Raw genomic sequence first — 23937 nt, 5'->3', positions numbered from 1 at the left:
CATCCTATTCCCTGTTTTGGCCGCGCGCCTGTTCCCTTTGGGCGCGAGACGAATTTATGTATCCGCGGATCTGCACATTGCCTTCATGGCAGGCGTATTCGAAAAGGGTGTAAGCCTCATCGCGCTGCCAATCGAGCCGTGCGGTCCACGGTGCCGTGAAGATGACGGGGTCCGTATAAGTCACCTCATAGATGATCGTATCGGGTCCCGTGATGGTGAAGCGTTCGGTCATGTGCGCCTGCGTGCTCTGCGGCGTATTATTGCCCGGAGGCGACCCCCACGTGCCCACATTCACCGGCGCACCCTGCGCGTTGAAATTGCTGGTTTCCACCACCAGCGTGTTGCCGTCTTCCCAGTGCCCGCGGCTCTGGCCCAGCCAGAAGCTGTTGCCGCTCGGCGCTGAATAGTCCTCACCCAGCGGGATGATGCGAACCTCGTGCACCATCTCCATCTGGATCGCGACCATGCCTGGTGCCTGGAAGATGCGGATGCCGTTGTTGTAATTGAACGGGAACATGCTGGCAGGCAGGCCGCGCGTGATGCAGCGGTCCCACGTGTCGAAATCCAGCGGTGTGTCGTAAGTCTGGTCGGGCAGGTAGGAACTGCGCTTGGTCGCGCTCAGGCGAACGCCTTCGGCGGTCAGCGGCGGCAGGCGCCCATCAGCCGGATCAATCACGAAGGAGGTGCGGCGGTTGGCATCGCCGGGTTCCACCCAGTGACCCATGCCAATTGTCTCATCCTCGATCTCGCCGGCATATGCCTCTCCGCGCGCGGCCAGCATGGCGCTGCGCTGGGCGAATTCCTCATCATTGAGGAAATAGCGCATGCCCTGTTCGGGCGGGCGTTGCAGCGGGGTGAAGTTGAGGTGATCTATCGGCCAGGTGCCGCGCAGGTCAGGATCGCCCCACTCTGTGGTGCCGGGCTGATAATCGCGCGGAACCGCAGGCACGGTAACCAGGTCCGCATCCTGAGCGATGGCCGGCTGGACCGCGCACAAGCCGAGGGCGCAACCCGCAAGGCCCGCCAGCCATGCTGGGGACCCGGCGAATTGCGCCCTAAGACTTGTCGTCATTTACTGAGTGCCGGCAGCTTCAGCGCGCGCTGCTTCGGCGGCCTCGGCAGCCAGACCGGCAGATGCCGAGCTGATGTAGTTGCGCACCTGCACGTTGCCTTCGTGGCAGGCATATTCGAAGAATTCATATTCATCGTTGCGCGTCCAGTCGAGGCGAGCCGTCCACGGTGCCACGAACACTTCGGGGTCCGAATAGGTCACTTCGTACACGATCGAATCCGGACCGGTCATGGTGATACGTTCAACCACCTTCGCCTGCTCGCTGGTGGGGATGGTGTTGAACGGCGGAACACCCATGGTGGCCATGTTCAGCGGCGACGGGCCGCGTTCCGATACCACTGTGGTGGCACTGTCACCGGCGATGATGTTGGTGGTTTCGACCACCAGCGTGTTGCCTTCCCAATAGCCCAGCGACTGGCCCATCCAGGTGCGGACATTGGCCGGCCAGCGACGGGCGGCAATATCTTCCTTCTTCACGATAGGAATGACGCGGCTGTCATGGATCATTTCGAGATTGATCACGAAATAGCCCGGAGCCTGCATCACCTGGATGCCGTTGTTATAGCGGAACGGGAACATCGAAGCGGGGAAGCCGCGCGTGATGCAGCGATCCCACGTGTCGAAATCGTCCACCCACTGGTGGATCGTACCCGGCGTCCAGCTGGACCGGCCGGCCGAATACAGCGCCTGTGCGCTTTCGGTGAAGGCGGGAAGCTGGCCATTGGCGGGAGAGATCAGCAGCGAGGTGCGGCGGCCCGAGCTATCGGATTCCACCCAGTGGCCCATGCCAATGGTGCCGCTCTCGTCTTCTGCGGCGTAAGCGGCGTCAGACCGGCCGGCCTGTGCGGCGCGCTGGGCGTATTCTTCCTCGGTCAGCCAGAAACGGTCACCGAAATTGGCGGGACGCTGCATCGGCAGGCTGGCGATGTTGTCGATCGGGAACATGCCACGCAGGTCGGGATCGCCCCATGCGGTGCGCGCGGGCTGATAGTCGGTCGGGACCGGCGGCATGACCGTCAGATCGTCGGGAACGGCCTGGGCGTTAACCGGGGCCGAAAGCGCGGTACAGGCCAGCGCTGCTGCAGACATGGCTGCAAGCAGGCGGGCTGTCTTGGTGTTGAAGCTTTTCATCTTTCGTCTCTCTCCTGAAATTCGTCTGCAACAGGCGGCATTGGCCGCCATGTGCCGAGTGCTGATATTAATTCCCTACGCCCCTGCTCGCAGGATCAGTTGCCGGAGGCGGTCCGGCGTCTGGATCCACGGGCTCGACCATCCGGCCGCGCTGATATTCCTGTTCACGCTGCGCGCGCGAGGCAGTGATGTAATTGCGAACCTGCACATTCCCCTCGTGGCAGGCATATTCATAGAATTCGTACTCTTCGTCCCTTGTCCAGTCCACCCGCAGAGTGAACGGCGCCTGCCACACCACCGGATCGCTGTAGGTCAGCTCATAGGTGATCGTGTCCGGGCCAACCATGTGGAAGCGCTCCACCGTGGTGGCCTGGCGGCTGGTAGGAATGGTGTTGTTTGGCGGCACGCCCCGCGTGGCCATGTTGAGCGGCGATGCGCCGGGCTGCATGTTGGTGGTTTCCACCACCAGCGTGTTGTGGTCTTCCCAGCGGCCCCGGCTCTGGCCGAACATGCCCATCATGGCAGCGGGCCATTGCTCAAGATCATCGCCCACGGGGATGATTCGCGTGCCGAGCATTTCCAGCGTGATCACCACATATCCTGGTGCCTGGAAGATGCGGATGCCGTTGTTATAGCGGAATGGCAGCATGGATGCGGGGAAACCGCGCGTCCAGCAGCGGTCCCAGCTGTCAAAATCGGTAACCCAGTCGAAGGTCTGGCCCGGCACCCAGGTGGCGCGCATTTCGGCAGCGTCATGGATGCCCTGCTGCGTGAACGCGGGCAGCTTTCCGTCCGCAGGATCGATCAGCATGGAGGTGCGGCGGCTACCGGCTTCGTACTCGATCCAGTGACCCAGGCCGATCGTGCCCTCTTCATCCTCAGAGCTGTAGGCTTCTTCCAGTTGCTCCACGCGGCCCTGCTCGGCAGCGATCTCGGCCTCGGTCTTCCAGAAGCGATTGCCATATTGGGCGGGACGGCTGACCGGCAGTTCGGCAATGTCGTTGATCGGCCAGGTGCCGCGCAGGTCCGGATCGCCCCAGGGCGTTGTGGCGGGCTGATAGGCATCCGAAACGGCGGGCATGGTTGTCAGGTCATCGGGCACCTGCTGCGCGGCGCCAGAGGCGGGCAGCAACAGTGCCGCGCTCATTGCTGCAAGCGAGATTTTCAAGACGGTCTTGGCCTGACGCTTCATGTCAGTCTCCTATTCGGCCGCTGCGCGCGCGGCGCGCGATGCGGTGATGTAGTTGCGAATCTGCACATTGCCTTCGTGGCAGGCATATTCGAAATGCTGATAATCGTCGTCACGCTGCCAGTTGAGCCGCACGGCCCAGGGCTGGGTGAAAATCTCCGGATCATCATAGGTGAAATCATAGGTGATCGTGTCGGCACCGGTCATGTGGAAATATTCCACCAGCTTCGCGCGGGTGCTGATCGGCGTATCGTTGTTGGGCGGGGAGCCGGACGTCACCACATTGGTGGCCGAAGCGCCCGGGCGGAAATTGGTCGTCTCCACCACCAGCGTGTTGGCATCTTCCCAATGGGCGCGGCTGTCACCCATCCATTGCGCGATCTGGCGCGGCACGGCGGCCCGGCCATCGGTGGGAATGATGCGCACTTCGTGGATCATTTCCAGCTGGATCGCCACCAGGCCGGGCGCCTGGAATATGCGGATACCATTGTTGTACATCATCGGCAGCATGGAGGCGGGCAGGCCGCGCGTTATGCAGCGGTCCCAGCTGTCAAAATCGGTCCAGTGGTTGAAGGTCTGCCCCTGCCGCCAGCTCGATCGCATCAGGGCAGAGAGGCGCTCGCCTTCGGCTGTCTTGGCGGGAAGCCGGCCATTGGCAGGCGCGACGATGAACGATGTGCGCCGGTTGGCGCCGCCCATTTCGGCCCAGTGACCCATGCCCATCGCGTCCGACGAATCCTCATTCTCGTAACGCGCTTCGAGCGCGGCGACCTGTTCCTGCTGCTCGGCATATTCCTCATCGGTGAAGAAGATGCGGTTGCCGTGATCGGGGCTGCGTTCCAGCGGGGTGCGGCTGTTGAGATGGTCTATCGGCCAGCCGCCGCGAAAATCCGGCTCCCCCCAAGGGGTTTGGGCAGGCTGGTAGCCATTCTCAACCGGTGGCAGGACTGTCAGGTCCATATCCTGCGCCAGCACAGGTGCGGACAGCGCCAGCGCGCCCGCAAGAGTGACTGACGCCAGCAGTTTCACTGACTGCCCCCGGCTGCACCAGCAGCGGCCTGCTCCCGCTCAGCGCGCGATGCGGTGATGAAGTTGCGGACCTGCACATTGCCTTCGTGGCAGGCGTATTCGTAGATCTCATAGCTATCGTCACGCTGCCATTCGAGGCGCGCGGACCAGGGCTGCGTGTACACCACCGGATCGGTCCAGGTGAATTCATAGATGATCTGGCCCGGGCCGGTCATATGGAAGCGCTCAACCAGTCTTGCCTGACCGCTCACCGGTGATTTGTTCTCACGCGGGCTGCCCGTGGTGCCGATATTGGTGGCAGAGGGGCCGGGTTTGAAATTGGTCGTTTCCACCACCAGCGTGTTGTGATCTTCCCAGTGGCCGCGGCTTTCACCCAGCCACTGATCGATCTGCGCGGGAATGCTGGCGCGGCCATCGGTGGGGATGATGCGCGTTTCGTGGACCATTTCCATCTGGATCGCCACGATGCCGGGCGACTGGAAAATGCGCATGCCATTATTGTACATGAAGGGGAACATCGAAGCGGGCAGGCCGCGGCTGATGCAGCGATCCCAGCTATCGAAATCCAGCCATGTGTTGAATTCCTGACCCTGCACCCAGGTGGAGCGCATGGCGTCGGACAGGCGCTGGCCCTCAGCCGTGAAGGCCGGAAGCTGGCCATCCTGCGGTGAGGTGATCCATGACGTGCGGCGATTGGCGGCGGCCACTTCGGCCCAGTGGCCAATGCCCATCGTGCCGCTGGAATCCTCGTTCTGGTAACGCTGCTCCAGCGCCTCCACAACTTCAGCGCGTGCGGCGTATTCGTCCTGCGTCAACAGCTGGCGATTGCCATGTTCGGCAGCGCGTTGCAGCGGTGTGCGGCCATTGAGGTGATCAATCGGCCAGCCACCGCGAAAATCGGGCTCCCCCCAGGCGGTCAGCTCGGGCTGGAAATCATTGGCGGGCGCAGGAAGAACCGTCAGGTCCTCCTCCTGCGCCACGGCTCCGCCGCTGGTGGCCGCAATGGCCGCCAGGGCAAGAGTCATGATCACACCCCGGCGCATCAGTTACTGCCTTGGGGCAGGGCGAAGGTCACATATTTGCTTTCACCAGCTTCCGGCAGGCCCAGACCGCCGGCAAAGTGGCCTTCGCCGCCCACCGGCACGGTGATGTACTGACGGCCGTTGACCATATAGGTCGCCGGCACACCCTCGGTGGCAGCATCAAAGCGATATTCCCACAGGATGCGGCCGGTGTCGGCATCGCGGGCGCGGAACGCCCGGTCCGTGGCAGTGCCCACGAACAGCAGGCCGCCCGCCGTGGCCACAGGCCCGCCGCGCGGGGTCTGCGATCCCACACCGGTAATGCCCTGTGCTTCCAGCGTCATGATCTCCCCATTGGGGATGGAGTAGAGTTGCTCACCCGTGTTCATGTCATAGGCGGTCAGGTTGGAGAACGGCGGCTTGATCGCCACCATCCCGTTTGACTGCAGCATGAAGTTGACCGGCCAGCGATAGGGGAGGTTGTCCTCCTGCGCATTGGGCATGGCTTCCAGAGCCTCCGGACGGTTGTCCGGATTGATCTTGAGCAGGATCGGCAGTTCGCGGCTGACCACATAGAGGCGGCCGCGCATCGGATCGGCTGCCACATTGCCCCAGTTCGCGCCGCCATTATGGCCGGGCATGGAGATAGAACCGCGCAGCGACGGCGGGGTGAAGATGCCCTCGTTGCGCCATTCGTTGCGCAGGCCGTTGCGCAGCGCTTCCTGGTCTGCCTCTGGCAGGTAGGGGTTGATGTCATCCTCGGTAAAGGACTGGCGCATGAACGGCACCGGCCATGTCGGCACCGGCTGCGTGGGCGATGCATGTTCGCCCGGCACGTCCGATGCAGGAACAGCCATTTCCTCGATCGGCCAGATCGGCTCACCCGTCAGGCGGTTGAAGGTGAAGATATAACCCTGCTTGGTAGCCTGCACCACGATCGGAATCCGCTCACCATCTCTGGTGATGGTCATCAGCTTGGGCGAAACCGGAAGGTCGAAATCCCACAGATCGTGATGCACGGTCTGGAAGTGCCACAGGCGCTCACCCGTTTGCGCATCCAGCGCCAGCAGCGAATTGCCGAACAGATTGTCGCCTTCGCGGTTGCCGCCGTAGAAATCGTAACGCGGCGTACCGGTGGGAATGAAGACGATGCCGTTCTCGACATCGACGGTGCTTTCCGACCAGTTGTGGACGCCGCCATACTTGCTGAAATCTTCGGTATCGGGCCAGGTGTCGTGGCCGAATTCACCTTCACGCGGGACGGTGTTGAAAGTCCACTTCAGCTCGCCCGTGATCACATCATAGGCCTGGATATTGGCCGGGGCCGACGCATAGTCATAGGCGCCGGCGGGCAGCGACATGATGATGGTGTTCTTGTAGATGCGACCGGGGTTATCGGTCTGCAGCGGGCCAGGCCGCACCACGTCGCCCGGCAGGGCGTCACGCAGATCCACGCCGCCGCCAGCAAAGCTGGAGATGAACTGGCCGGTGCTGGCATCCATCGCGCGCAGCACGCCATTGTTGAGCACCATCAGGCGGCCTTCGCTGCCGTCTTCGCTTTCCCAGTAATTGATGCCGCGTGCGCCGATCCGGCCTTCGAAGTTCGAAGTCCAGATTTCCTCACCCGTTGCCGGGTTGAGCGCGACCAGCTGGCCTGCGCCATTGATCACATACATGCGGCCACCGCCGATCACGGGGTTGAAGCGCGGGGGCTGGCCTTCGCCTGTCGGGTAGGTCCAGGCGACCTGCAACTGGCTGACATTGGCGCGGTTGATCTGGTCGAGCGAGGAATATTGCGAGCTTTCAGCACCGCCCAGATTGGCATCCCAACCGACATAATCGACTGCCGAGCTGGCGGCGGCGGACGAAGCGCTGTTCACGCGCCCGGTTCCGGCCTGCGTGGTTGAACAGGCGGCGGCGACCAGTGCCAGTGTCGAAATGGCGGTAATGCGCAATGCGCGGCGTGCGATACCGGTTGATCCGGCATTCAGCGGTGACGGTGTAATCACTCCCAACTCCCATATAATCCTGCGCAGGCAGACCCATGCCCGAAACGTGACGCAACCTAGCCGCATCGAGCGCGCAACAACAAGGCCCAATAGGCTATCGAATTTGACTTAATCCGAAATTTTTTGTCGCGAGTTGTATCACTCGGTATTCTGCATTTCATGCCCGGCAGCGGTTCCCTCGACGCTCGCCTCTACCCCTTCGATGGGGCGTTCAAGCGGGGCACCTGCACCGTAGATGGTGGAGTGGGTGAATGCGCCCGAGGTTTCCAGCTTCAACGTGACATTGTCCAGAGTGCGGTTCTGCCAGTACCAGCCGTGGATTCCGTCAAACGGAGCAATATACACCCCCTGCATGACCTTGGCCGCATCGACGCTGAAGCTCTCGGTCATTTCCACGCCGCCTTCGAAGGGATGCGAGTGCATGTCGTAGTTGAGCACGTCAGACCCTTCCCAGCGAAAGGCCATGCGACCGCCTTCGGGCATGGTATATTTGAATTCTACGGCATCGAAGGGAGCCAGCTCGACTTCCCACACATCGGTGGCGCCCGGCTCCGGTGCTGGCGGCGTATCGCTCAGCAGAAGCACTTCCTGCGTTTCCATCCGCTTGAGGCCGCGCTCCAGCTCCGCATTGTCGGGATCGGCGATCTTGACCAGGCCGGTTGCCTTGCCAACACCGGTCGGATCATAGCCCGTCTCGGCGGGCAGGATGAACATCACGGTAATCGCCGCCATGGCGACCACCACGCCCGCAGCAATCAGCGCGGGCTTGTTCGAGCGGGTTTTTTGCGTGTCGGTCATGATGACAGATATCCTTGAACTTGAACTGCGGTGAGAGCCACGCCCACCAGAATGAGTGCCACGTTGGCGGCAAAGGCATATTTTTCGAAACTGGGCCGTTTGCGCCAGCTGCTGAAGACGAAGACCACCAGTGTCAGCACCAGCACCTGACCCATCTCCACACCCACGTTGAAGGCGATGAGGTTGGCGAGCAGGCCGTTGGGGGAAATGCCAAGGTCCATGATCTTGGTGGCCAGGCCCATCCCGTGGAACAGGCCGAACACCAGCACCGCCAGACGGGTATCGATATTCAGGCCGATCCGGCTGAAACCGCCGATATTCTCCACGCCCTTGTACACCACCGACAGGCCGATGATGGCATCAATGATAAAGGCATTGGCGCCTACGCCCAGCAGCACGCCGCCCAGCAATGTGGTGGAATGGCCGATGGTGAACATCGAAACATAGAGCACCACGTCCTTCAGTCGGCGCAGGAAGAATACCACGCCCACCAGGAAGGCGATGTGATCATATCCGGTCACCATGTGCTTGGCGCCCAGATACAGGAACGGGAAAATGGCTGGCCCGTCTATCGACTGGACGAAAGCCTTGTCGCCCTCAGCCACATCATGGGCGAGGGCGACAATGGGAATAAGAACAAATACCAGCGCCAGCGCCAGCCCGAACCAAAACAGGGCCGGGTTGGCAGTGGCGGTCTTATTCGGCTGCATTTTCATCCGCCGGCAGATCGTCCACCGTCATGCCTTCGGGCAGTTCTTCCGGGGGATACATCTGGTGGCAAGCGCGGCAGACATTGTAGATCGTTCCGCCAACTTCGAATTCGGCATCGGGATCCTGATCGATTGCCGCCTGTTCGGCCTGCTTGGACACATCGATCAGGCCTTGCGCATAATCGAGCCAGTCCTGGCCGCGTCCGTCGGAATAGGCGGGGGTGAGCAGAACGCCGCCCAGTTCGCCAAGCCGTGCGGCCGATGCGCGGACTTCTTCCCACTGCTCATCGGTTTCGGGCTTGATGTCCCGTTCCACCACTTCGCCATCGACCAGCAGGCTTTCGAACTTGACCGCGCCCCAATAGACATCGGCGGCGGGTTGCACTTCGTTTGCCATCATTTGCTGCACTGTACCCAGCGGCATGTCCGCCGGTTCATTGCTGGTGCCACATGCGCAAAGGGCAAGCGATGCCCCCGCAACCGCCAGCTGCCTGAATGAAATTGCCATGATTCGTTGCCTTTCCAATCCCGTCACCCTTATTCCATGCTCTACATCACCTGGGAAGCCATTGCTAATTGACAATGTCCAGTTTTTTTGGACATGAGCCATCCGCGTAAATCGTGGGTAAAGCTTGACTCGGCTAAACCGCTTGTTGACTAGGGCCGCGAAATCGCGAGCTCGAAGACAGAATCTGGAAAGGTGAACGGAAGTGATGGCTGGAAAATCGGCATTTGCAGGTAAGTTTTTCAAGACGGGCCTCGCAGCTTTGAGTGCGGCAGTCGTGGCTGTTCCGCTCGCCAGCGCGCTGGCAACTCCTAGCGCACCGGTAGAGGACGAAGCTGCCAGCAGCCTGACAGCTGAGCAGGTTGAAGAAGGCCGTTCGCTGTTCAATTCCTGGTCCTGCAGCGCCTGCCATGTGCTGACCGACGCCAACGGCCACGGCCACATCGGCCCGTCGCTTGATGGCAACACGGCAATGGACAAGGATTTCATCATCAGCCGCGTCACCAATGGCCAGGGCGCGATGCCCGGCTTTGGCGGACAGATGAGCGATGAGGAAATCGACCTGCTTGCCAGCTATGTGATGCAGGCCAAGAAGTAAGGCCTTCCGCTTCAATCAGACAAGAAAAGGGGGCTTTGCGGCCCCCTTTTTTGTGTCTGTCTCTGACCGGGATAGCGCTTGATTCTGGTGCTCAATTCTGACCCTGGGCGGTGCGGCTGTTGGGGCCGACCTGGGCGAAATAATTGGTCACGCCGTCAGGATCGCTCAGCCATACGGTGATCAGGTCGAAACCGCGCAGCTTGTTGAGCGGGGTCTGGACCCCAAGCTCCCGGAAATCGCCGCGCGCTGCGGCCAGTGGCGCATCGCTGACGACATACTGGATGCCCGCGCTGCCATTGTCGGCCGTTGTGCCTTCGCCCACGTCATACAGCATCAATGTCGTCTCGCCGTGGCGATAGGGGTAGAACCGCGTGCCCATCATCGGGGCTTCCACAACGGGCAGCTCCTCCAGGCCCACGAACTCGCGGTAGAAGGTGCGGCTTTCGTCAAGATCGGACACGCCGATCCCCACGCCCACGCCATCGTCAGCATGGTCCTTGGCACCCGGTGCAATCAGGATCACGATCTCGAAGCCGCCGGGGTCCTGAACCAGTGCCTGCTTTGCGCCGTCACCGCGGCTGATGAATTCGGGGGCGTCGAAGCCCGCCTCGACAAAGCGCTGCGTAACCACATCGGCATCGGGATAGCGCAGGAGGAAGAACCTGATACCCGTGCCAGCGGCATAACCGCCTTCAAGGTTGTAGATCCGGTCGCCCACCTGGCCTGCCGACAGCTTGATCTGCATGCTGCCCACGCCGGTCAGGATCATCTGCTGGGTCGATGTCAGCTGGATCGGGTTGAGCGATCGCAGCGCCAGAGCGTTGACGTAGAAGTTCACCATGTCGTCGGTGATTTCGCGCGGGAAGCGGCGGAACACATTCATGCCATTGCCGGTGATGATATCGGCGTTGGAATTTTCGAGCTGCGCCTGCGTCAGCTCTCCCGGCGCGTAGGAAATATCGTCAGCGCTATCCATCAATGCCCCTTCGGGCGTGGTTAGCGTGGAATCCTGCGCATGGGCCGCACACGCGGCAAGCGCCATGGCGGCGACGCTGCCAAACAGCAATCTTGCGTGCTTCATAGTGTCTCTCCAGATTACTCGGGCCCAATTATTCGGGCAGGGCCCAGGTGATGACTGATTCGTTATTGGCAGGTTGTCCGTCGGGACCGCGCAAGGTGCCATAGGCGGTGCCGCCGGTAGCAACCACGGCGATGTATTGCCGCCCGTCCGCGCCGCGATAGCTCATCGGGATGGAATTGACGGTGTAGTCCAGCTGTTCCTCCCACACGATCTCGCCAGTGGCGGAATCGAAGGCGCGCAGCCTTGCATCGCTGGTTGCGCCAATGAACACCAGCCCGCCTGCCGTTGCCATCGCGCCGCCGGCGGAATTGTTGGCGCCGGTCTCGCGCTTGCCCTCGGCCAGCTGCGGGGTGGTGCCAAGCTGGACCTTCCACGCGATCTCACCCGTATTGCCGTTCACTGCGACCATATGGCCCCACGGCGGGCGGATGCAGGGCAGGCTGACATTGCGCCCCTCATCATCCTTGAAGCTGGCGTTAAAGCCGGAATAGGCGCCGGGGCCGATCAGGCTGCCACGGTCATAGGGCTGCCACGATCCTTGCGTGCCATTGCCGTAATTGCCTTCCGGGTCGCGCGGCTCGATCCAGCCGATCGATCCGCCTTCGGTGATGTTGACGAAGATATAACCGGTGGTGGGATCGGCTGCGCTGCCGCCCCAGACCGATCCGCCATTATGCGGCATGTTGATGGAGGCGCGCGGCGGATCGCCTTCCTCATGCAGGAAGAACGGCGTGAACGGGCCGGAATTGAAGAAGGTCCCGCCATAACTGTCCAGCAATGCGCGGCAGGCGGCGGCATGTTCTGCATTGGTATCTTCAGCGGTCACCACGTCTGACGGGTCCCACCACATGCGCTGCAACGGTTCTGGCCGGACCGGGATCGGCTGGGTCGGGCTGTACCATTCACCCGGCACGTTGGCGGCGGCCACGAAGTGCTCGTTCACACCGTGGATCGGCTCCCCCGTTTCGCGGTTGAGAATATACATCAGGCCGTTCTTGCCGGTCAGCGCCAGTCCCGGAACGCGCTCTCCCTCTACCGTCAGGTCCACCAGCACGGGCGGGGCGGGCAGGTCCCAGTCCCACAATTCGTGATGAATGGCCTGGAAGTGCCAGCGATATTCGCCGGTTTCGATATCGACCGCGACCAGCGAGTTGCCGAACAGATTGTCACCCGGCCTGTCACCGCCGTAATAGTTGGGGCCGGGGCTGCCCAGCGTGAAGTAGAACAGGCCCGTCTCGACATCGGCGGTGGTGTACCAGATCCACATGTTGGCGCCGGGGCGATTCCGCCAGCCGTCATCCAGCCATGTGTCGTTACCGAACTCGCCTTCGTGCGGAATAGTGTTGAAAGCCCAGCGGAATTCACCGGTGCGGGCGTCAAAGGCGCGGGTGTCGCCATCGTCCCCTTCAGGAATTTCGGGTGTCTGCGCGCCGATCACCAGCACGTTGTGGAACACGCTGGGCGGATAATTGTAGCGCGTGCCTTCCCAGGTGATCTCGCCATTATTGCCGAAGCTGGTGTCGACCTCGCCCGTTTGCGGATTGAGCGCGACGATGGAATTGCCGGGGTTGTAGAACAGCCGGGGGCCGATAGCGCCATCGCCCGGCCAATAGGTCACGGCGCGGCGGGCGAGGCCGTCGGTGATCTCGTGCCGCCAGATATGCCGCCCGGTGGCCCCGTCCAGCGCCACGATGGCGCCGGTGATGGGCAGGTACATGATGCCATCGATCACCACCGGCACCGTGCCGGCCATCGCGCCGCCGCCGCCATTGGCGCTGATCGGCATGCTCCAGGCGCGTTCAATCTGGTTCACATTGTCGCGGTTGATATCGGCCAGCGGAGAGTATCGCTGGCCCGAATGATCGCGCGCATAAAGCGGCCAGTCCGCGTCTGGCGTGGTGTCCTGCGCCAGCGCGGAGCTGATGAACGTGCCTGCCAGCAGGGCGGCACCGATGGTGGTTGCAATCCTCAAACGCATGTCAGTCAAAATCCCCCTCGGACAGCCAGTCGGCGATCACCGCGGCCACCTCGTCGCTATTGCTTTCCAGCATCATCGCATGTCCGTTGCCATGCACACCGCGATCTTCCAGCCGAAGGTGGTCTACCTTAACCCCTGCCTGCAAGAGAAAATCGACCGTGCCGTGATTGTCGGCAGCCATCCAGCTGGCCTCTGCGGTCACCACCACCACCGGAATATGGGCGAGATTGGGCAGTTTGCGCGCCGGTTCGGCCTGCACCAGACAATCCTTCAGATCGCCGTGCGGGGCAGGGCGCAGCTGCGTGGCAAGGCTTTCCCCCTCGGCCAGCGGAGGATCGAAGGTCAGCGGCGCTGCGGACAGACCATATGTCATCGCGCCGCCCTGATTGGCCGCGAAGGGCGGTCCGGCAGGCTCGACCGAGATGATCGCCCTGACCAGCTGTGGCCGTACATCGGCGACCAGCCAGCCGGTTGGCCCGCCTGCCGAATGAGTCATCAGTATCGCCGGGCCGATCTTGTCCAGCAGGTCTGCGCCTGCCGCCTGCGCATCGCGGTGCCCCTGCTCCATGCTGGCCAGAGAAGGTCCGGTCCCGGCCAGGAAGCGCAACATTGCAGGATCGTCCATGCGCCCGGTGCCGGGCCATTTGTCATGCAGCTTGGCCTGCGGATAGCGCTCGGGAAAATCCTGCGGGCGGCAGAACATTTCCTCCAGAAATGCCGTGGGCAGCAGTCCCGCCATCTCCCCCTGCACCAGCGGGTGGAACGGGCTGCGGCCATGCTGCGGGCGGTCCACCACATAGACGGCCCATCCGGCGCGGACGAAATAATGCACCCAGCCTTCGCGGCTATCCGCCGTGCCCAGATAATCGGTGCCCTGTCCGCCGCCGCCGTGGACCATCACGATGGGGGTTCCATGACGCAGGTCCTGCGGAATCCAGTATTCGACATATTGCTGGCCGCGCATCATCGGGCCTGCATCGGTGTCGATCAGTTCACCGCCGCTCCAGAAAAAGCCCTGTGCGGCCAGTTCCAGCGGGCGGGACGTACCGTCCGCATGCAGATCGTGCGGGCGATAGCTGCGGGCCGCAGGGATGCTCAATGGATCTGCCCCTTGCGCCCGGCAAGGTCGAGCGCGACGCGCGGCGTGGGATCGGCATCGGCCCAGCGTGAACCCTCTCGCAGCACATCGCCGATGACCTTGAAGGCGAACAGCATCAGCATCGCTCCGCTGTCGGGATCGTCGTTAAGCGCCTTGATGGCGGCCATGTCCTTCAGCCGCTGATCCATGTCCTGTTCCTGCAACATGCGCTTGTTCTCGGTCGCGGCAGGGGTGACGATATCCCAGAAGATACGGCGGCGTTCGTCCGAATAGCGATCGAGGATTGTGGCATCCTCTTCGCCGCGGATCACCGCGCCCAGCACATCGGCCAGGATGATCCCGGTCCACACTCCCGATGTGAGGCCCAGCCCGCCGCACGGATTGGTGGCATGGGCGGCATCGCCTGCCAGCAGGATGCGGCCCTTGTGCAGCGTCTCGCCTGCGCGCTGGTGCAGCGTGTAGGGATTGGCGGAGACGATCTGGTAATCCTTCGATCCGGCCATGAAATATTCGTAGCGCTGGTGAATACGCTCGACATAGGAGTCCTCCGGCAGTGATGAGTCTTCCATATAGGTGCAGCGCCACAGGCCATCGCGGTCCAGCTGCGCGATCACCGCCATGTTGACTGGATCGCACACGAAATTGGCCTGGCAATAGCCTAGTTTTGAGAAATCGAACTTCACGTTGGTGGCCACGAACCGTTCGGGCCAGGTGTGGCCTTCAAACTCGATCCCGGCCAGCTTGCGCACCGTGCTGCGCGCACCATCGGCGCCGATCAGCCAGTCGGCCTGATACAGCTGCTCGCTGCCGCCGGTCCTGGTCATCACCGCGATGTGATCGTCATATTCCTCAAAGCCGTGCACCTCGTGACCGAACAGCACTTCCACGCCCAGCGCGCGGGCGTGCTTCATCGCCACGCGGGCAACATCGTCCTGTCCGGCGTGGAGCTGGTAGTCGTAGTCGACCCCGTCAATCGGTTCGGAAACGACCACTGAATGATAACCGAATTCCGGGATGTGCGTGCCGAAGGTGCGGTTGGTGAAGCCGATCTCCAGCAGTTCCTCCAGCAGCCCCAGCTCCTCCAGGATCACCAGCGTGGAGGGGAAATAGACCGCAGCGCGCGGGCTGTTGATGATGTCGTCCTCTTTTTCCAGCACGCGCACGCTGGCGCCCGTTTGTGCCAGCGCCAGTGCGGTGAGCATGCCCACCGGACCTGCGCCAACGATCAGTACATCGGTCTTGTTGCTCATTACTGCTCCTGTTCGCGCCGGTTGGCGGCTTCGGAAATGACATAGGCGCGGATCGCCTCCGCCTGCGTGGCATCTATCCACGGGGCAAAGCTGACCATGCCGTTCTGTGCCAGAATACCCTCCATCACCACCGCTTGCCATGCAGCCGGATCGGCCGCGACAGCCGAGCGCATCAGATTGGGGTTTACCGGTCCATTGTGGCAGATTGTGCAATATCCCAGATATTGCGCCTGTCCTTCGGCAATCTGCTGGGCGGTGAAGCTTTCTGTGCTGGTGACATAGGGCGCGGGTTCCTGCGGGGGCAGGGGTTCAAGCTTCGCCGTGCCGCCAATGCGGAACACCAGCAGCATGCCATTGGGTGGAGGGCGGCGCATCCAGTCTGTCTGGCTGGCCATGCCCATCGATCCGCCATAACCGGCCAGCACGGCAACATATTGCACACCGTCCACGCGGTAGGTGATCGGCCCGGCCATGATCCCGCGCTCCTGCCCAAAGCTCCACAGCTCCTTGCCATCGCGCGCATCATAGGCATGGAACACCCCGTCGGGCGTGCCCTGGAACACCAGATTTCCGCCGGTTGCCAGCGTGCCGCCGTTCCACGGCCAGTCGCGGTCTATGCCCCATACCTCGCGCTGGGCGACCGGGTCCCACGCCACCAGCCGGCCCTTGGTCATGGCAGTGATGAAGGCGCGGCGCGCCTCCGGCGTATCGCCCGGCACCAGCCCTTCTGGCGGGGCAAGGAAGGTGACGCCAGTGTTCCAGCGGCCGATGTTGCGCTTGTAATTCACATCATCGGCATAGGCGCTGGGCACCTGCATGCTGGGAATATAGACCAGCCCGGTCTGCGGCGAATAGCTCATCGGATGCCACGCATGCGCGCCAAGCCCCGATGGCGTGACCAGATAGGGCGCATCGGCATAGCGCGCGGCGGGGATTTCCACCGGGCGGCCCGTTTCAAGATCGATCCGCTCCGCCCAGTTCTGCTGCGTGTAAGGCTCCGCGCTGATCAGCTTCCCGTCGGCCCGGTCTATCACATAGAAAAACCCGTTCTTGGGGGCTTGCAGGATCACCTTGCGCGGCTGACCATCGATGGTGAGATCGGCCAGCGTCATCTGCTGGGTGGCGGTGTAGTCCCAGGTTTCGCCCGGGTTCTGCTGGTAGTGCCACTTGTACGCGCCGGTATCGGGATCGAGCGCGAGGATAGAGGTGAGGAACAGATTGTCCCCTTCGCCATCAGAGCGCGCGCGATAATTCCACGGCGATCCATTGCCCACGCCGATCAGCAGCTGGTCGAACTCGGCATCATAGACGATCGAGTCCCACACGGTGCCGCCGCCGCCCATTTCCCAATATTCGCCGGACCATGTGTCGCCTGCGAATTGTTCGAAAACGGCATCGGAAGCCGCGCCATCGGGGCCATCGGCAGGGTTGCCGGGCACGGTGTAGAAGCGCCACACCAGATCGCCGCTGTCGGCATCATAGGCGGAGACATATCCGCGCACGCCCAGTTCCGCGCCGGAATTGCCGATGATGACCTTGCCGCGCACCACGCGCGGGGCGCCGGTGATGGTATAGGGCTGCTGCTGGTTGACGGTGACGACATCCCAGATTTCATCGCCAGTCGCAGCGTCCAGCGCCACCAGCCGACCGTCCACCGTGCCGACGAACACCTTGCCATCCCACACCGCCACGCCGCGATTGACCACATCGCAGCAGGCATGCGCGCCTTTCGATCCATCCACCTGCGGATCATAGCGCCACAGCACTTCGCCAGTGGCGGCATTGATCGCCATCACCTTGGACCATGCGGTGGACAGGTACATTGTGCCATCCACCACGATGGGCGTGGCTTCCTGCCCGCGATTGGTATCGAACTCCACGGCATAGGCCAGGCTGAGGTCGCCGACATTGTCTGCATTGATATCGGCCAGCGGGCTGAATCGCTGCTCACCATAGGTGCGGCCCTGTGACAGCCAGTTGTCCGGATCATCGTCTGCTGCCAGCATGCGCGCTTCGTCAATTGCGCCAAAGCCGCTTTCGGTATCCGAACAGGCTGACAGCGCCAGCGTGGCCGTTGCAGCGATCATGATGGCAAGACGGGTGATACCCATGCTGCGATTCTCCCCCAGGTTTTTACCGCGCCCTTTGCAGGCGTCATTGTAACGGTTGGTACAATGGTCAGCCCGGCATTGCGAGTCCAGCGGGAAGCGATTTGGGGACTTGTTTGCTGTCGATTTCAAAGACGAAATCGGCCCGGCGCGGCAGGTCTTCCAGCATGTGGCGGGTCAACCGCTCATAATGCTGGCAGAAGCGCTCCAGCGCCTGCTCGTCCATCAAATGCGGGCCATCGGGGTTCTTGGCCGCCAGCTTCTTTTCCTGCAATCGCCGGTTCGTCAGCACCGCCTCGAAATTCTCAACCTTGAGCATCACCAGCATGTCCAGCTGGCTGAAGAAATCGGCATATTCGCCGCGCAGCCACAGGTTGGAAACGGCCCGCCAGATGCCTTCCGGGTCCTCATCGGCTTCCAGATCATTGACCGGGTCGAGCAATTCCTCATCCGCCTGCGGCCGCGCGCCCACGCACCAGCCTTCGATCAGCAGCACATCGAGCGGCCCTTCGACATGCTTCACCGCGGCAGAGCGGTCATCGATGGACTTGTCGAATACCGGCATGTCGATGGATTGTCCGGCGCGGACCTTGTCGATGATCGCCATGCCCAGGCCGGGTGCATGGGTGCCGGGCACGCCGCGTGTGCGGAACAGCGGGTGGAGTTCGCGCCCCAGTGCCTCGCGCTCGCTGCGGGTGAGGTAGAGATCGTCGATGGAAAGCGTTGCCGCCCGCACGTCGCGCCGGGTCAGCAGCACTTCGAGAAAGCCGCACAGCGTCGATTTGCCCGATCCCTGCGCGCCATTGACGCCCACGATCAGCGGACCGTCTGCTGTCGCTCGGCTCGCAATCTCGTCCGCCAGCGGCTGCCAGTATTGATCGACCACTGTCAGATAGCTGCGAGGCAGCCCTTCGGAGAGGATCAGCTTCTCGATCTCGGAACCGCTCATGCGATGCGATCGGGAAGATCCGCCCCATTGGCGAAAGCTTGCACATTGGCCAGCGCGCGCATGCCCATGGCGATGCGGGTTTCGGCATTGGCGCTGCCCAGATGCGGCAGCAGGACCACGTTTTCGAGGTCCAGCAGATATGGCGGCACCTGCGGTTCGGCGGGATAGACATCGAGGCCTGCACCTGCGAGCTGGCCCGATCTGAGCGCCTGCGCCAGCGCATCATGATCCACCACGCCGCCGCGAGCGGTGTTGATGAGGTAGGAGCCGGGCTTCATCGCCGCCAGCGCCCGTGCATCGATCAGATTGGCCGTATCCGCGCCGCCGGGCACATGCAGGGAGAGGAAATCCGCCTTGCCCAGCAAGTCATCCAGATCGGGGCAGAACTCCGCCTGCAATTCCCCGGCAATGTCCGCTTCGGCGGGGCGGCGGGCGTAATAGGCGATGTTCATGCCAAAGCCGTGATGCGCGCGCCGCGCGGTGGCGATGCCGATGCGGCCAAAGCCGACACAGCCCAGCACCTTGCCCTTAAGCGCGCTGCCGATCAGGTGGGTGGGGCGCCAGCCGGTCCAGTTTCCGGCGCGCAGTTCACGCTCACCTTCGCCCGCCCGCCGCGCGGCCATCAGCAGCAGCGTCATGGCGATGTCGGCGGTCGCATCGGTCAGCACGCCGGGTGTGTTGGTAACCGCAATGCCCTTTGCCCGCGCCGCATCCACGGCGATGTGATCGAACCCCACGCCGTAATTGGCGATCAGCTTCACCCGCTCGCCGCCCGCGATCACATCGGCATCGATACGGTCCGATACGGTCGGGCACAGCACGTCATATTCGCCCATCGCCGCAGCCAGCGCGGCCTGGCTCATCGGCTCGTCACCGTCATTCAGCGTGACGTCGAATTGTTCGCCCAGAGAGCGTTCGACCTGATCGGGCCAGCGGCGGGTGACGAGGAGGCGCAGTCTTGCCAAGATCAATCCTTGTTCTGGTTGATGCGCTGGGTTTCGGCCTGGGTGGAGGCAGGGCCGGTGTTGCGCTTGAAGATGCCACCGGTGCCAGCCTGCCGGATGAACAGGTCCGGGTCGCCCTCACGCTGTTCCAGCCCGAATATGTTGAACAGGCCGGGATGATTGCCCAGCCCGCCAAACAGAGCGCGCACGTTTTCAATCCAGCCGCGCAGCGGATCATCCGCTGCCAGCGCCGGGGTCTGCGCCACGGAGGCGAGCCACAGGATCGAGCCCATGATCCGGTAATCGGCATAATTGGGTTCACTGCCGCCCAGGAACTTGTGTTCGCGCAGCGCCATGCGCAGCGGTTCGAGCGCGGCCGAGATGGCGGGCAGGCGATCCTCGCGCCCTTCCTGCATTTTCTCCAGCGTCTTGCCCAGCATCACTTCGCGCGTGCGGGTGACATATTCCTTGTCATGTTCGAACGACACATCGCGGTAATCGGCGCAGAAGCAGCGCATCCACGGCCCCGTGGCGGTGGCCCAGAACCATGCGTCCAGCGCCTTCGTCAGCGCTGCCGTGCTTTCATGCGGGATCAGCATGGGCCGGTCCGGATAGGTCTCATCCAGATATTCCACGATGCCCCAGCTATCGAGCACCCACTTGCCATCATCGACGATGGCGGGAAGGCGTTCTGTCTTGCCGCCGGTGCGTTCCAGAATGCCGGTGAAGCCGCCGTCCACGATGTCCAGCTCAAAACCCTTGTGCGCCACGGCGAACTTGGTCGCCCACACGAACGGGCTGATCGTCGCTCCGGTAGAGACCTGCAGATCGTAAAGCGTGATTTTGTTGTCGGCGGCCATGATCGCATACTCCCTTTGCGTAATTTCGGCTTGCTATGGGCAGATGGCGGAAAAGGAAAGCGCAAGACATTGCGCCAGATCAGAAATTGATCGGCGATCAGCTTTTTGCCAGCTTGGCCTCTTCCAGCTTGACCAGATGCCACAGCGTTTGCGTGACAGGTGCGGCGATACCGGCGGCCTTTGCAGCCTCCACGATGGCGCCGTTGATGGCGTCCACTTCGGTCAGCCGCCCGGCCTTGATATCCTGCAACATGCTGGCTTCGTGATCGGCGTGGTCGGTCATGGAAACCTGCGTCAGATCGTGGATCGGCCGGGCATCGACGGCAAAGCCATTGGCATGGGCTGCGGCCACGCCTTCCTCCACCACGGCGCGAATGGTTTCGCGCGCCTGCTCGCTTGCGCCCAGAAAACCGGGGGTGCGCAAGGTCAGCGCGCACATCGGGTTCATCGCCGCGTTGAAGATGGCCTTGGACCAGATCGCTTCGTGGATCTTGGGGTCGAGCACGGCAGGCAGACCGCCCTTGGTCAGCGCATCGGCCACCTGCTGCGCAAATGCCGGATCGCCGTCAAATGCGGGGTAGAGCTTGGAATAGCCTTCACCGTGGCTGCGCACCTTGCCGGGGCCGACCAGATCGGATGGCAGCATGCTGGCGCCCACCATCACCCGATCATCCGAGACCACGCCTGCAAGCCGCCGGTCATTACCCAGACCGTTCTGCAGGCTGAGCAGATGCGTGCCGGGGCCAATAGCATGGGCAATGCCCTGCAATGCGCGATCGGTGTGGAAGGTCTTGGTGAACACCACCATCAGATCGAACGGTCCGGTGGCATCTTGCGGCAGGCAGGCGGGGATGGGCAGGTGCTCCACCCCGGCGCGCGTATCCAGTTCCAGCCCATTGGCGTTGATGGCATCGATATGCGGCCGGGAGACGTCGATCAGCGTGACATCGCAGCCCGCGCGGTGAAAGGCGGCCCCGAACAGGCAGCCCATCGCGCCCGATCCCAATATGCCCACCTTCATTGCGTAACTCCCATGATCCACGGCCCCAGTACTGCCAGCAGCCGAACATCAATGGCCACGCCTTTTGCGCGAAAATCGGCCACGGCCTGCGGCAAGCTGGCCAGAGCAATCCGGTGAACCACGATATTCTCGCTGTCGGTCCCGCCGCCTTCGCTGACTTTGGTCAGGCCCGTGGCTTTCAGCAGGGTGAAGCTTTCGCCGGTCATGCCGGGGGAGGAGAGATAGACGCCCAGATCCTGCCAGCTGGCGGCCTGATAACCGGCTTCCTCCTCCAGTTCGCGCCTGGCGGTGGCGAGAGGGTCTTCGTCTTCATGGCTGTCATCATCGCCGATCAGTCCGGCGGGCAGTTCAAGGCAGGTTCCGCCCAGGGGAACGCGATATTGTTCCACCAGCACCACGTGATCGCCATCAATGGGCAGGATTACCGCCGCCTTGATGCCCCGCGCACGGCTGACATATTCCCACTTCCCGCGCCGCTTGGCGGTGATCCACTTGCCGGACCACATGATCTCTTCGGGCGCGTCTGCATCTTCAACTGACATGGATGCTGCGCCTATCGGAGGCCCCCGGTTTGATCAACTCACAGTTCGATCAGCCTGTCGGGCAATTCGTTCTGATCGTCTTCGCCGCGCGGGAAATGCTCGGCCAGCACCTTGCCGACATCGCGCACGCCAGCGGCGATGCCTTCGGCGGTGCAGCCCTTGCTGACTTCGGCCAGCATGTCGGCCATCGCCTCGCCCCACACTTCGGCGGGGACTTTCTCTGCAATCGGCTCGTCCGCGACGATTTCCGCGCGGTGCTCCTTCATCGACAGATAGATCAGCACGCCGGTGCGGCCATGGGTGCGGCGTTCCGCTCCCACCTTGAAGTGGCGCACCGCATGATTGCGCACACGTTGCGATTTCACCGGGCCGGGGATCATCAGGAACTGGATCGCGGGCCACAGCTGCAAGGCCCAGGTGGCAAGGAAAGAGATCAGCCCCAGCGCTATGGTCATGCTGGCCAGCTGGCCGGTGGTCCATTGATGCATCCAGCCGCCCACCAGCATGTCGTAAAATTGCAGGAAGGGCTGGGGGAACATGGCGAACAGGCTCATCACGCTGAAGGCAACGGCTGCTGCCCATACCAGTGCAACATCGGTGTAACCGTCGGATTTCTCTGCCAGCACGGTGACGATTTCGCCCGCGGTGGTCATTTCGGCAGCAGCCACCGCGCTGGATACGGTATCGTGCTGGGCATCGTTCAATATGGCCATGTCACCATCCTCCCGAGGCGCCGCCGCCCCCGAAGGAGCCGCCACCGCCGCTGAAACCGCCGCCGCCGCCACCACCGAAACCTCCGCCGCCGCCAAAGCCGCCACCGCCGCTCCAGCCGCTGCCGCCCGATGCTCCGCGGGCAATCGCCTTGCCTGCTTCCCACAGGATGATGTCACCCACCACGCTGCCACCGTAACGGCGCCGGCGTCCGCGTCCGCTGAACATCGGCAGGATGATGAAGAAGAACAGGAAGCCGATCCAGATCAGCGCGCCGAACGGAAAACCGCCGCGGGTTTCCCTGCTCTGGCCAACCTGCTGGGCAATGGCCGCAGCCTCTTCAGGCGGCAATTCCAGCTGGGTGATGATCCTCTGCGCGCCCAGCGCAATACCGCCGGAATAGTCTCCGTTGCGGAAATACGGGGTCATGTCCTCGATGTAATCAAAGGCCAGACCATCGGGGATGATCGCTTCGAGGCCGTAACCGACCTCGATCCGCACTTTCCTCTCATTGGGAGCAACCAGCAAGATGATGCCGTCGTCATTTTCGGTGTCGCCCAGACCCCAGTAACGGCCCAGCTGATAGCCATAATCGGAAATGTCATAGCCTTGCAGGCTGTCCACCGTGGCAATCACGAACTGGCGCTGGTTGGTCTGTTCGAACGCATCGAGCTGCGCCGTCAGCTGCGCCTCGGTCGCGTCATCGATGATATTCGCCTGGTCGATCACCGGCGCTGTCCCGCGCTCCGGGAAAACGGGCTGGGCGTGGGCGGTCGTTGCAAGTGACAGGACCGCGAAAAGGGCAAGTATCAGGCGGGTCATGCGGCCTCTCTAAATTCATTGGTGTTCGGCAAATTGTCATTGGCCGGAATCGTCGGGTATTGCTGCATGCGCTCGACCAGAAGATCGATCCCTGCGGTCAGCCCCGCATCAAACTCACCCGACCGAAAACTGGGCAGGAATGCGCTTTCGATGACTTCCGCGCAAAAGAGGTCGGTAAAGCTGTCTTCAATTCCTCTCCCGACTTCGATCCGGACTCTTCGCTCGTTCGGAGCGACCAGGACCATCAATCCATCGTTCCTGTCAGGATCGCCCAGGCCCCAGGCTCTGGCATATTTGATAGAGAAGTCCTCGATCGTAAGTCCTTCAAGCGAATCCACCGTCACCACCGCCAGCTGCGGCCCGAAAGCCGCCTCGGCGCGGTCGAGCTTCATCGTCAGCTGAACCTCTGTTTCGGGAGACAATATGCCAGCCCCATCACGTACGCGGCCGCCTTGCTCATCCGTTGCGGCCGCCGAGCACGCCGCCAGCATGGCGGCGCACACGATGGC

The 23937-nt window shown here is 62.5% G+C and carries 23 protein-coding genes; 1 reads left to right on the top strand and 22 read right to left on the bottom strand.

All coding sequences use genetic code 11. The features are described from left to right. Positions 1–4: 4 nt before the first annotated feature. The 9 genes from ABDZ98_RS13085 to ABDZ98_RS13045 form a co-directional block, all read right to left on the bottom strand. On the bottom strand, positions 5–997 hold the full coding sequence (locus ABDZ98_RS13085) for a hypothetical protein (protein WP_343808784.1): 993 nt from the start codon (positions 995–997) through the stop codon (positions 5–7). A gap of 75 nt (positions 998–1072) precedes the next feature. After that, a complete protein-coding gene (locus tag ABDZ98_RS13080; protein WP_343808782.1) occupies positions 1073–2203 on the bottom strand; it encodes a hypothetical protein in 1131 nt (376 codons plus the stop codon). 67 nt (positions 2204–2270) lie between these two features. After that, complete coding sequence (locus ABDZ98_RS13075) at positions 2271–3395, bottom strand: hypothetical protein (protein ID WP_343808780.1); 1125 nt, start codon at positions 3393–3395, stop codon at positions 2271–2273. A gap of 9 nt (positions 3396–3404) precedes the next feature. Next, the gene (locus ABDZ98_RS13070; RefSeq protein WP_343808778.1) at positions 3405–4421 is read right to left on the bottom strand and encodes a hypothetical protein; all 1017 of its coding nucleotides are present in this window, start codon (positions 4419–4421) and stop codon (positions 3405–3407) included. Next, a complete protein-coding gene (locus ABDZ98_RS13065; protein WP_343808776.1) occupies positions 4418–5446 on the bottom strand; it encodes a hypothetical protein in 1029 nt (342 codons plus the stop codon). Before ABDZ98_RS13065 ends, ABDZ98_RS13070 begins: the two co-directional genes overlap by 4 nt. A gap of 17 nt (positions 5447–5463) precedes the next feature. Beyond that, the gene (locus tag ABDZ98_RS13060) at positions 5464–7452 is read right to left on the bottom strand and encodes an outer membrane protein assembly factor BamB family protein (protein WP_343808774.1); all 1989 of its coding nucleotides are present in this window, start codon (positions 7450–7452) and stop codon (positions 5464–5466) included. A 138-nt stretch (positions 7453–7590) separates the two neighbouring features. Then, positions 7591–8250, bottom strand: coding sequence for a hypothetical protein (locus tag ABDZ98_RS13055; RefSeq protein ID WP_343808772.1), 660 nt, complete (start codon positions 8248–8250; stop codon positions 7591–7593). Continuing rightward, entirely contained in the window at positions 8247–8960 is a 714-nt protein-coding gene (locus ABDZ98_RS13050; protein ID WP_343808770.1) for a HupE/UreJ family protein, read from the bottom strand. The genes ABDZ98_RS13055 and ABDZ98_RS13050 overlap by 4 nt, the downstream gene beginning before the upstream one ends. After that, on the bottom strand, positions 8947–9468 hold the full coding sequence (locus ABDZ98_RS13045; protein ID WP_343808768.1) for a hypothetical protein: 522 nt from the start codon (positions 9466–9468) through the stop codon (positions 8947–8949). Before ABDZ98_RS13045 ends, ABDZ98_RS13050 begins: the two co-directional genes overlap by 14 nt. Before the next feature lie 259 nt (positions 9469–9727). Between ABDZ98_RS13045 and ABDZ98_RS13040 the strand changes: the two genes are divergently transcribed. Further along, positions 9728–10063, top strand: coding sequence for a c-type cytochrome (locus tag ABDZ98_RS13040; protein ID WP_343808766.1), 336 nt, complete (start codon positions 9728–9730; stop codon positions 10061–10063). Between the two features lie 91 nt (positions 10064–10154). Here ABDZ98_RS13040 and ABDZ98_RS13035 read toward each other — a convergent pair whose 3' ends face one another. The 13 genes from ABDZ98_RS13035 to ABDZ98_RS12975 all read right to left on the bottom strand — a co-directional run bounded on the left by ABDZ98_RS13035 (position 10155) and on the right by ABDZ98_RS12975 (position 23931). Then, the gene (locus ABDZ98_RS13035; protein WP_343808764.1) at positions 10155–11144 is read right to left on the bottom strand and encodes a VOC family protein; all 990 of its coding nucleotides are present in this window, start codon (positions 11142–11144) and stop codon (positions 10155–10157) included. Between the two features lie 28 nt (positions 11145–11172). Further along, positions 11173–13122, bottom strand: a complete 1950-nt coding sequence (locus ABDZ98_RS13030; RefSeq protein ID WP_343808762.1) for an outer membrane protein assembly factor BamB family protein — start codon at positions 13120–13122, stop codon at positions 11173–11175. Between the two features lies 1 nt (position 13123). Then, the gene (locus ABDZ98_RS13025; protein ID WP_343808760.1) at positions 13124–14221 is read right to left on the bottom strand and encodes an alpha/beta hydrolase; all 1098 of its coding nucleotides are present in this window, start codon (positions 14219–14221) and stop codon (positions 13124–13126) included. Continuing rightward, a complete protein-coding gene (locus ABDZ98_RS13020; protein WP_343808758.1) occupies positions 14218–15471 on the bottom strand; it encodes an FAD-dependent oxidoreductase in 1254 nt (417 codons plus the stop codon). Before ABDZ98_RS13020 ends, ABDZ98_RS13025 begins: the two co-directional genes overlap by 4 nt. After that, the gene (locus ABDZ98_RS13015) at positions 15471–17582 is read right to left on the bottom strand and encodes a PQQ-dependent dehydrogenase, methanol/ethanol family (protein ID WP_343808756.1); all 2112 of its coding nucleotides are present in this window, start codon (positions 17580–17582) and stop codon (positions 15471–15473) included. Before ABDZ98_RS13015 ends, ABDZ98_RS13020 begins: the two co-directional genes overlap by 1 nt. Before the next feature lie 67 nt (positions 17583–17649). Next, positions 17650–18528, bottom strand: a complete 879-nt coding sequence (locus tag ABDZ98_RS13010) for a kinase (RefSeq protein ID WP_343808754.1) — start codon at positions 18526–18528, stop codon at positions 17650–17652. Continuing rightward, a complete protein-coding gene (locus tag ABDZ98_RS13005) occupies positions 18525–19496 on the bottom strand; it encodes a 2-hydroxyacid dehydrogenase (RefSeq protein WP_343808971.1) in 972 nt (323 codons plus the stop codon). Before ABDZ98_RS13005 ends, ABDZ98_RS13010 begins: the two co-directional genes overlap by 4 nt. Beyond that, positions 19496–20332 (bottom strand): beta-etherase, encoded by an 837-nt coding sequence (locus tag ABDZ98_RS13000; protein WP_343808752.1) that lies wholly within the window; start codon positions 20330–20332, stop codon positions 19496–19498. The genes ABDZ98_RS13005 and ABDZ98_RS13000 overlap by 1 nt, the downstream gene beginning before the upstream one ends. A 97-nt stretch (positions 20333–20429) precedes the next feature. Further along, complete coding sequence (locus tag ABDZ98_RS12995; protein ID WP_343808750.1) at positions 20430–21353, bottom strand: ketopantoate reductase family protein; 924 nt, start codon at positions 21351–21353, stop codon at positions 20430–20432. After that, a complete protein-coding gene (locus ABDZ98_RS12990; protein ID WP_343808748.1) occupies positions 21350–21895 on the bottom strand; it encodes an NUDIX hydrolase in 546 nt (181 codons plus the stop codon). Before ABDZ98_RS12990 ends, ABDZ98_RS12995 begins: the two co-directional genes overlap by 4 nt. 38 nt (positions 21896–21933) lie before the next feature. Beyond that, positions 21934–22608: a TPM domain-containing protein gene (locus tag ABDZ98_RS12985; RefSeq protein ID WP_343808746.1), complete on the bottom strand. Its 675-nt coding sequence runs from the start codon at positions 22606–22608 to the stop codon at positions 21934–21936. 1 nt (position 22609) lies between these two features. Further along, positions 22610–23428 carry a TPM domain-containing protein gene (locus tag ABDZ98_RS12980; RefSeq protein WP_343808744.1) on the bottom strand — a complete coding sequence of 273 codons (819 nt, stop codon included), beginning with the start codon at positions 23426–23428 and terminating at the stop codon, positions 22610–22612. After that, positions 23425–23931: a TPM domain-containing protein gene (locus tag ABDZ98_RS12975; protein WP_343808742.1), complete on the bottom strand. Its 507-nt coding sequence runs from the start codon at positions 23929–23931 to the stop codon at positions 23425–23427. Before ABDZ98_RS12975 ends, ABDZ98_RS12980 begins: the two co-directional genes overlap by 4 nt. Positions 23932–23937 lie beyond the last annotated feature (6 nt).

The organism is Alteraurantiacibacter aestuarii (genome assembly GCF_039523595.1).
Lineage (GTDB): Bacteria > Pseudomonadota > Alphaproteobacteria > Sphingomonadales > Sphingomonadaceae > Alteraurantiacibacter > Alteraurantiacibacter aestuarii.
Note: the sequence above shows the minus strand (reverse complement) of the source record. Positions and strands in the feature narration are given on the sequence as shown.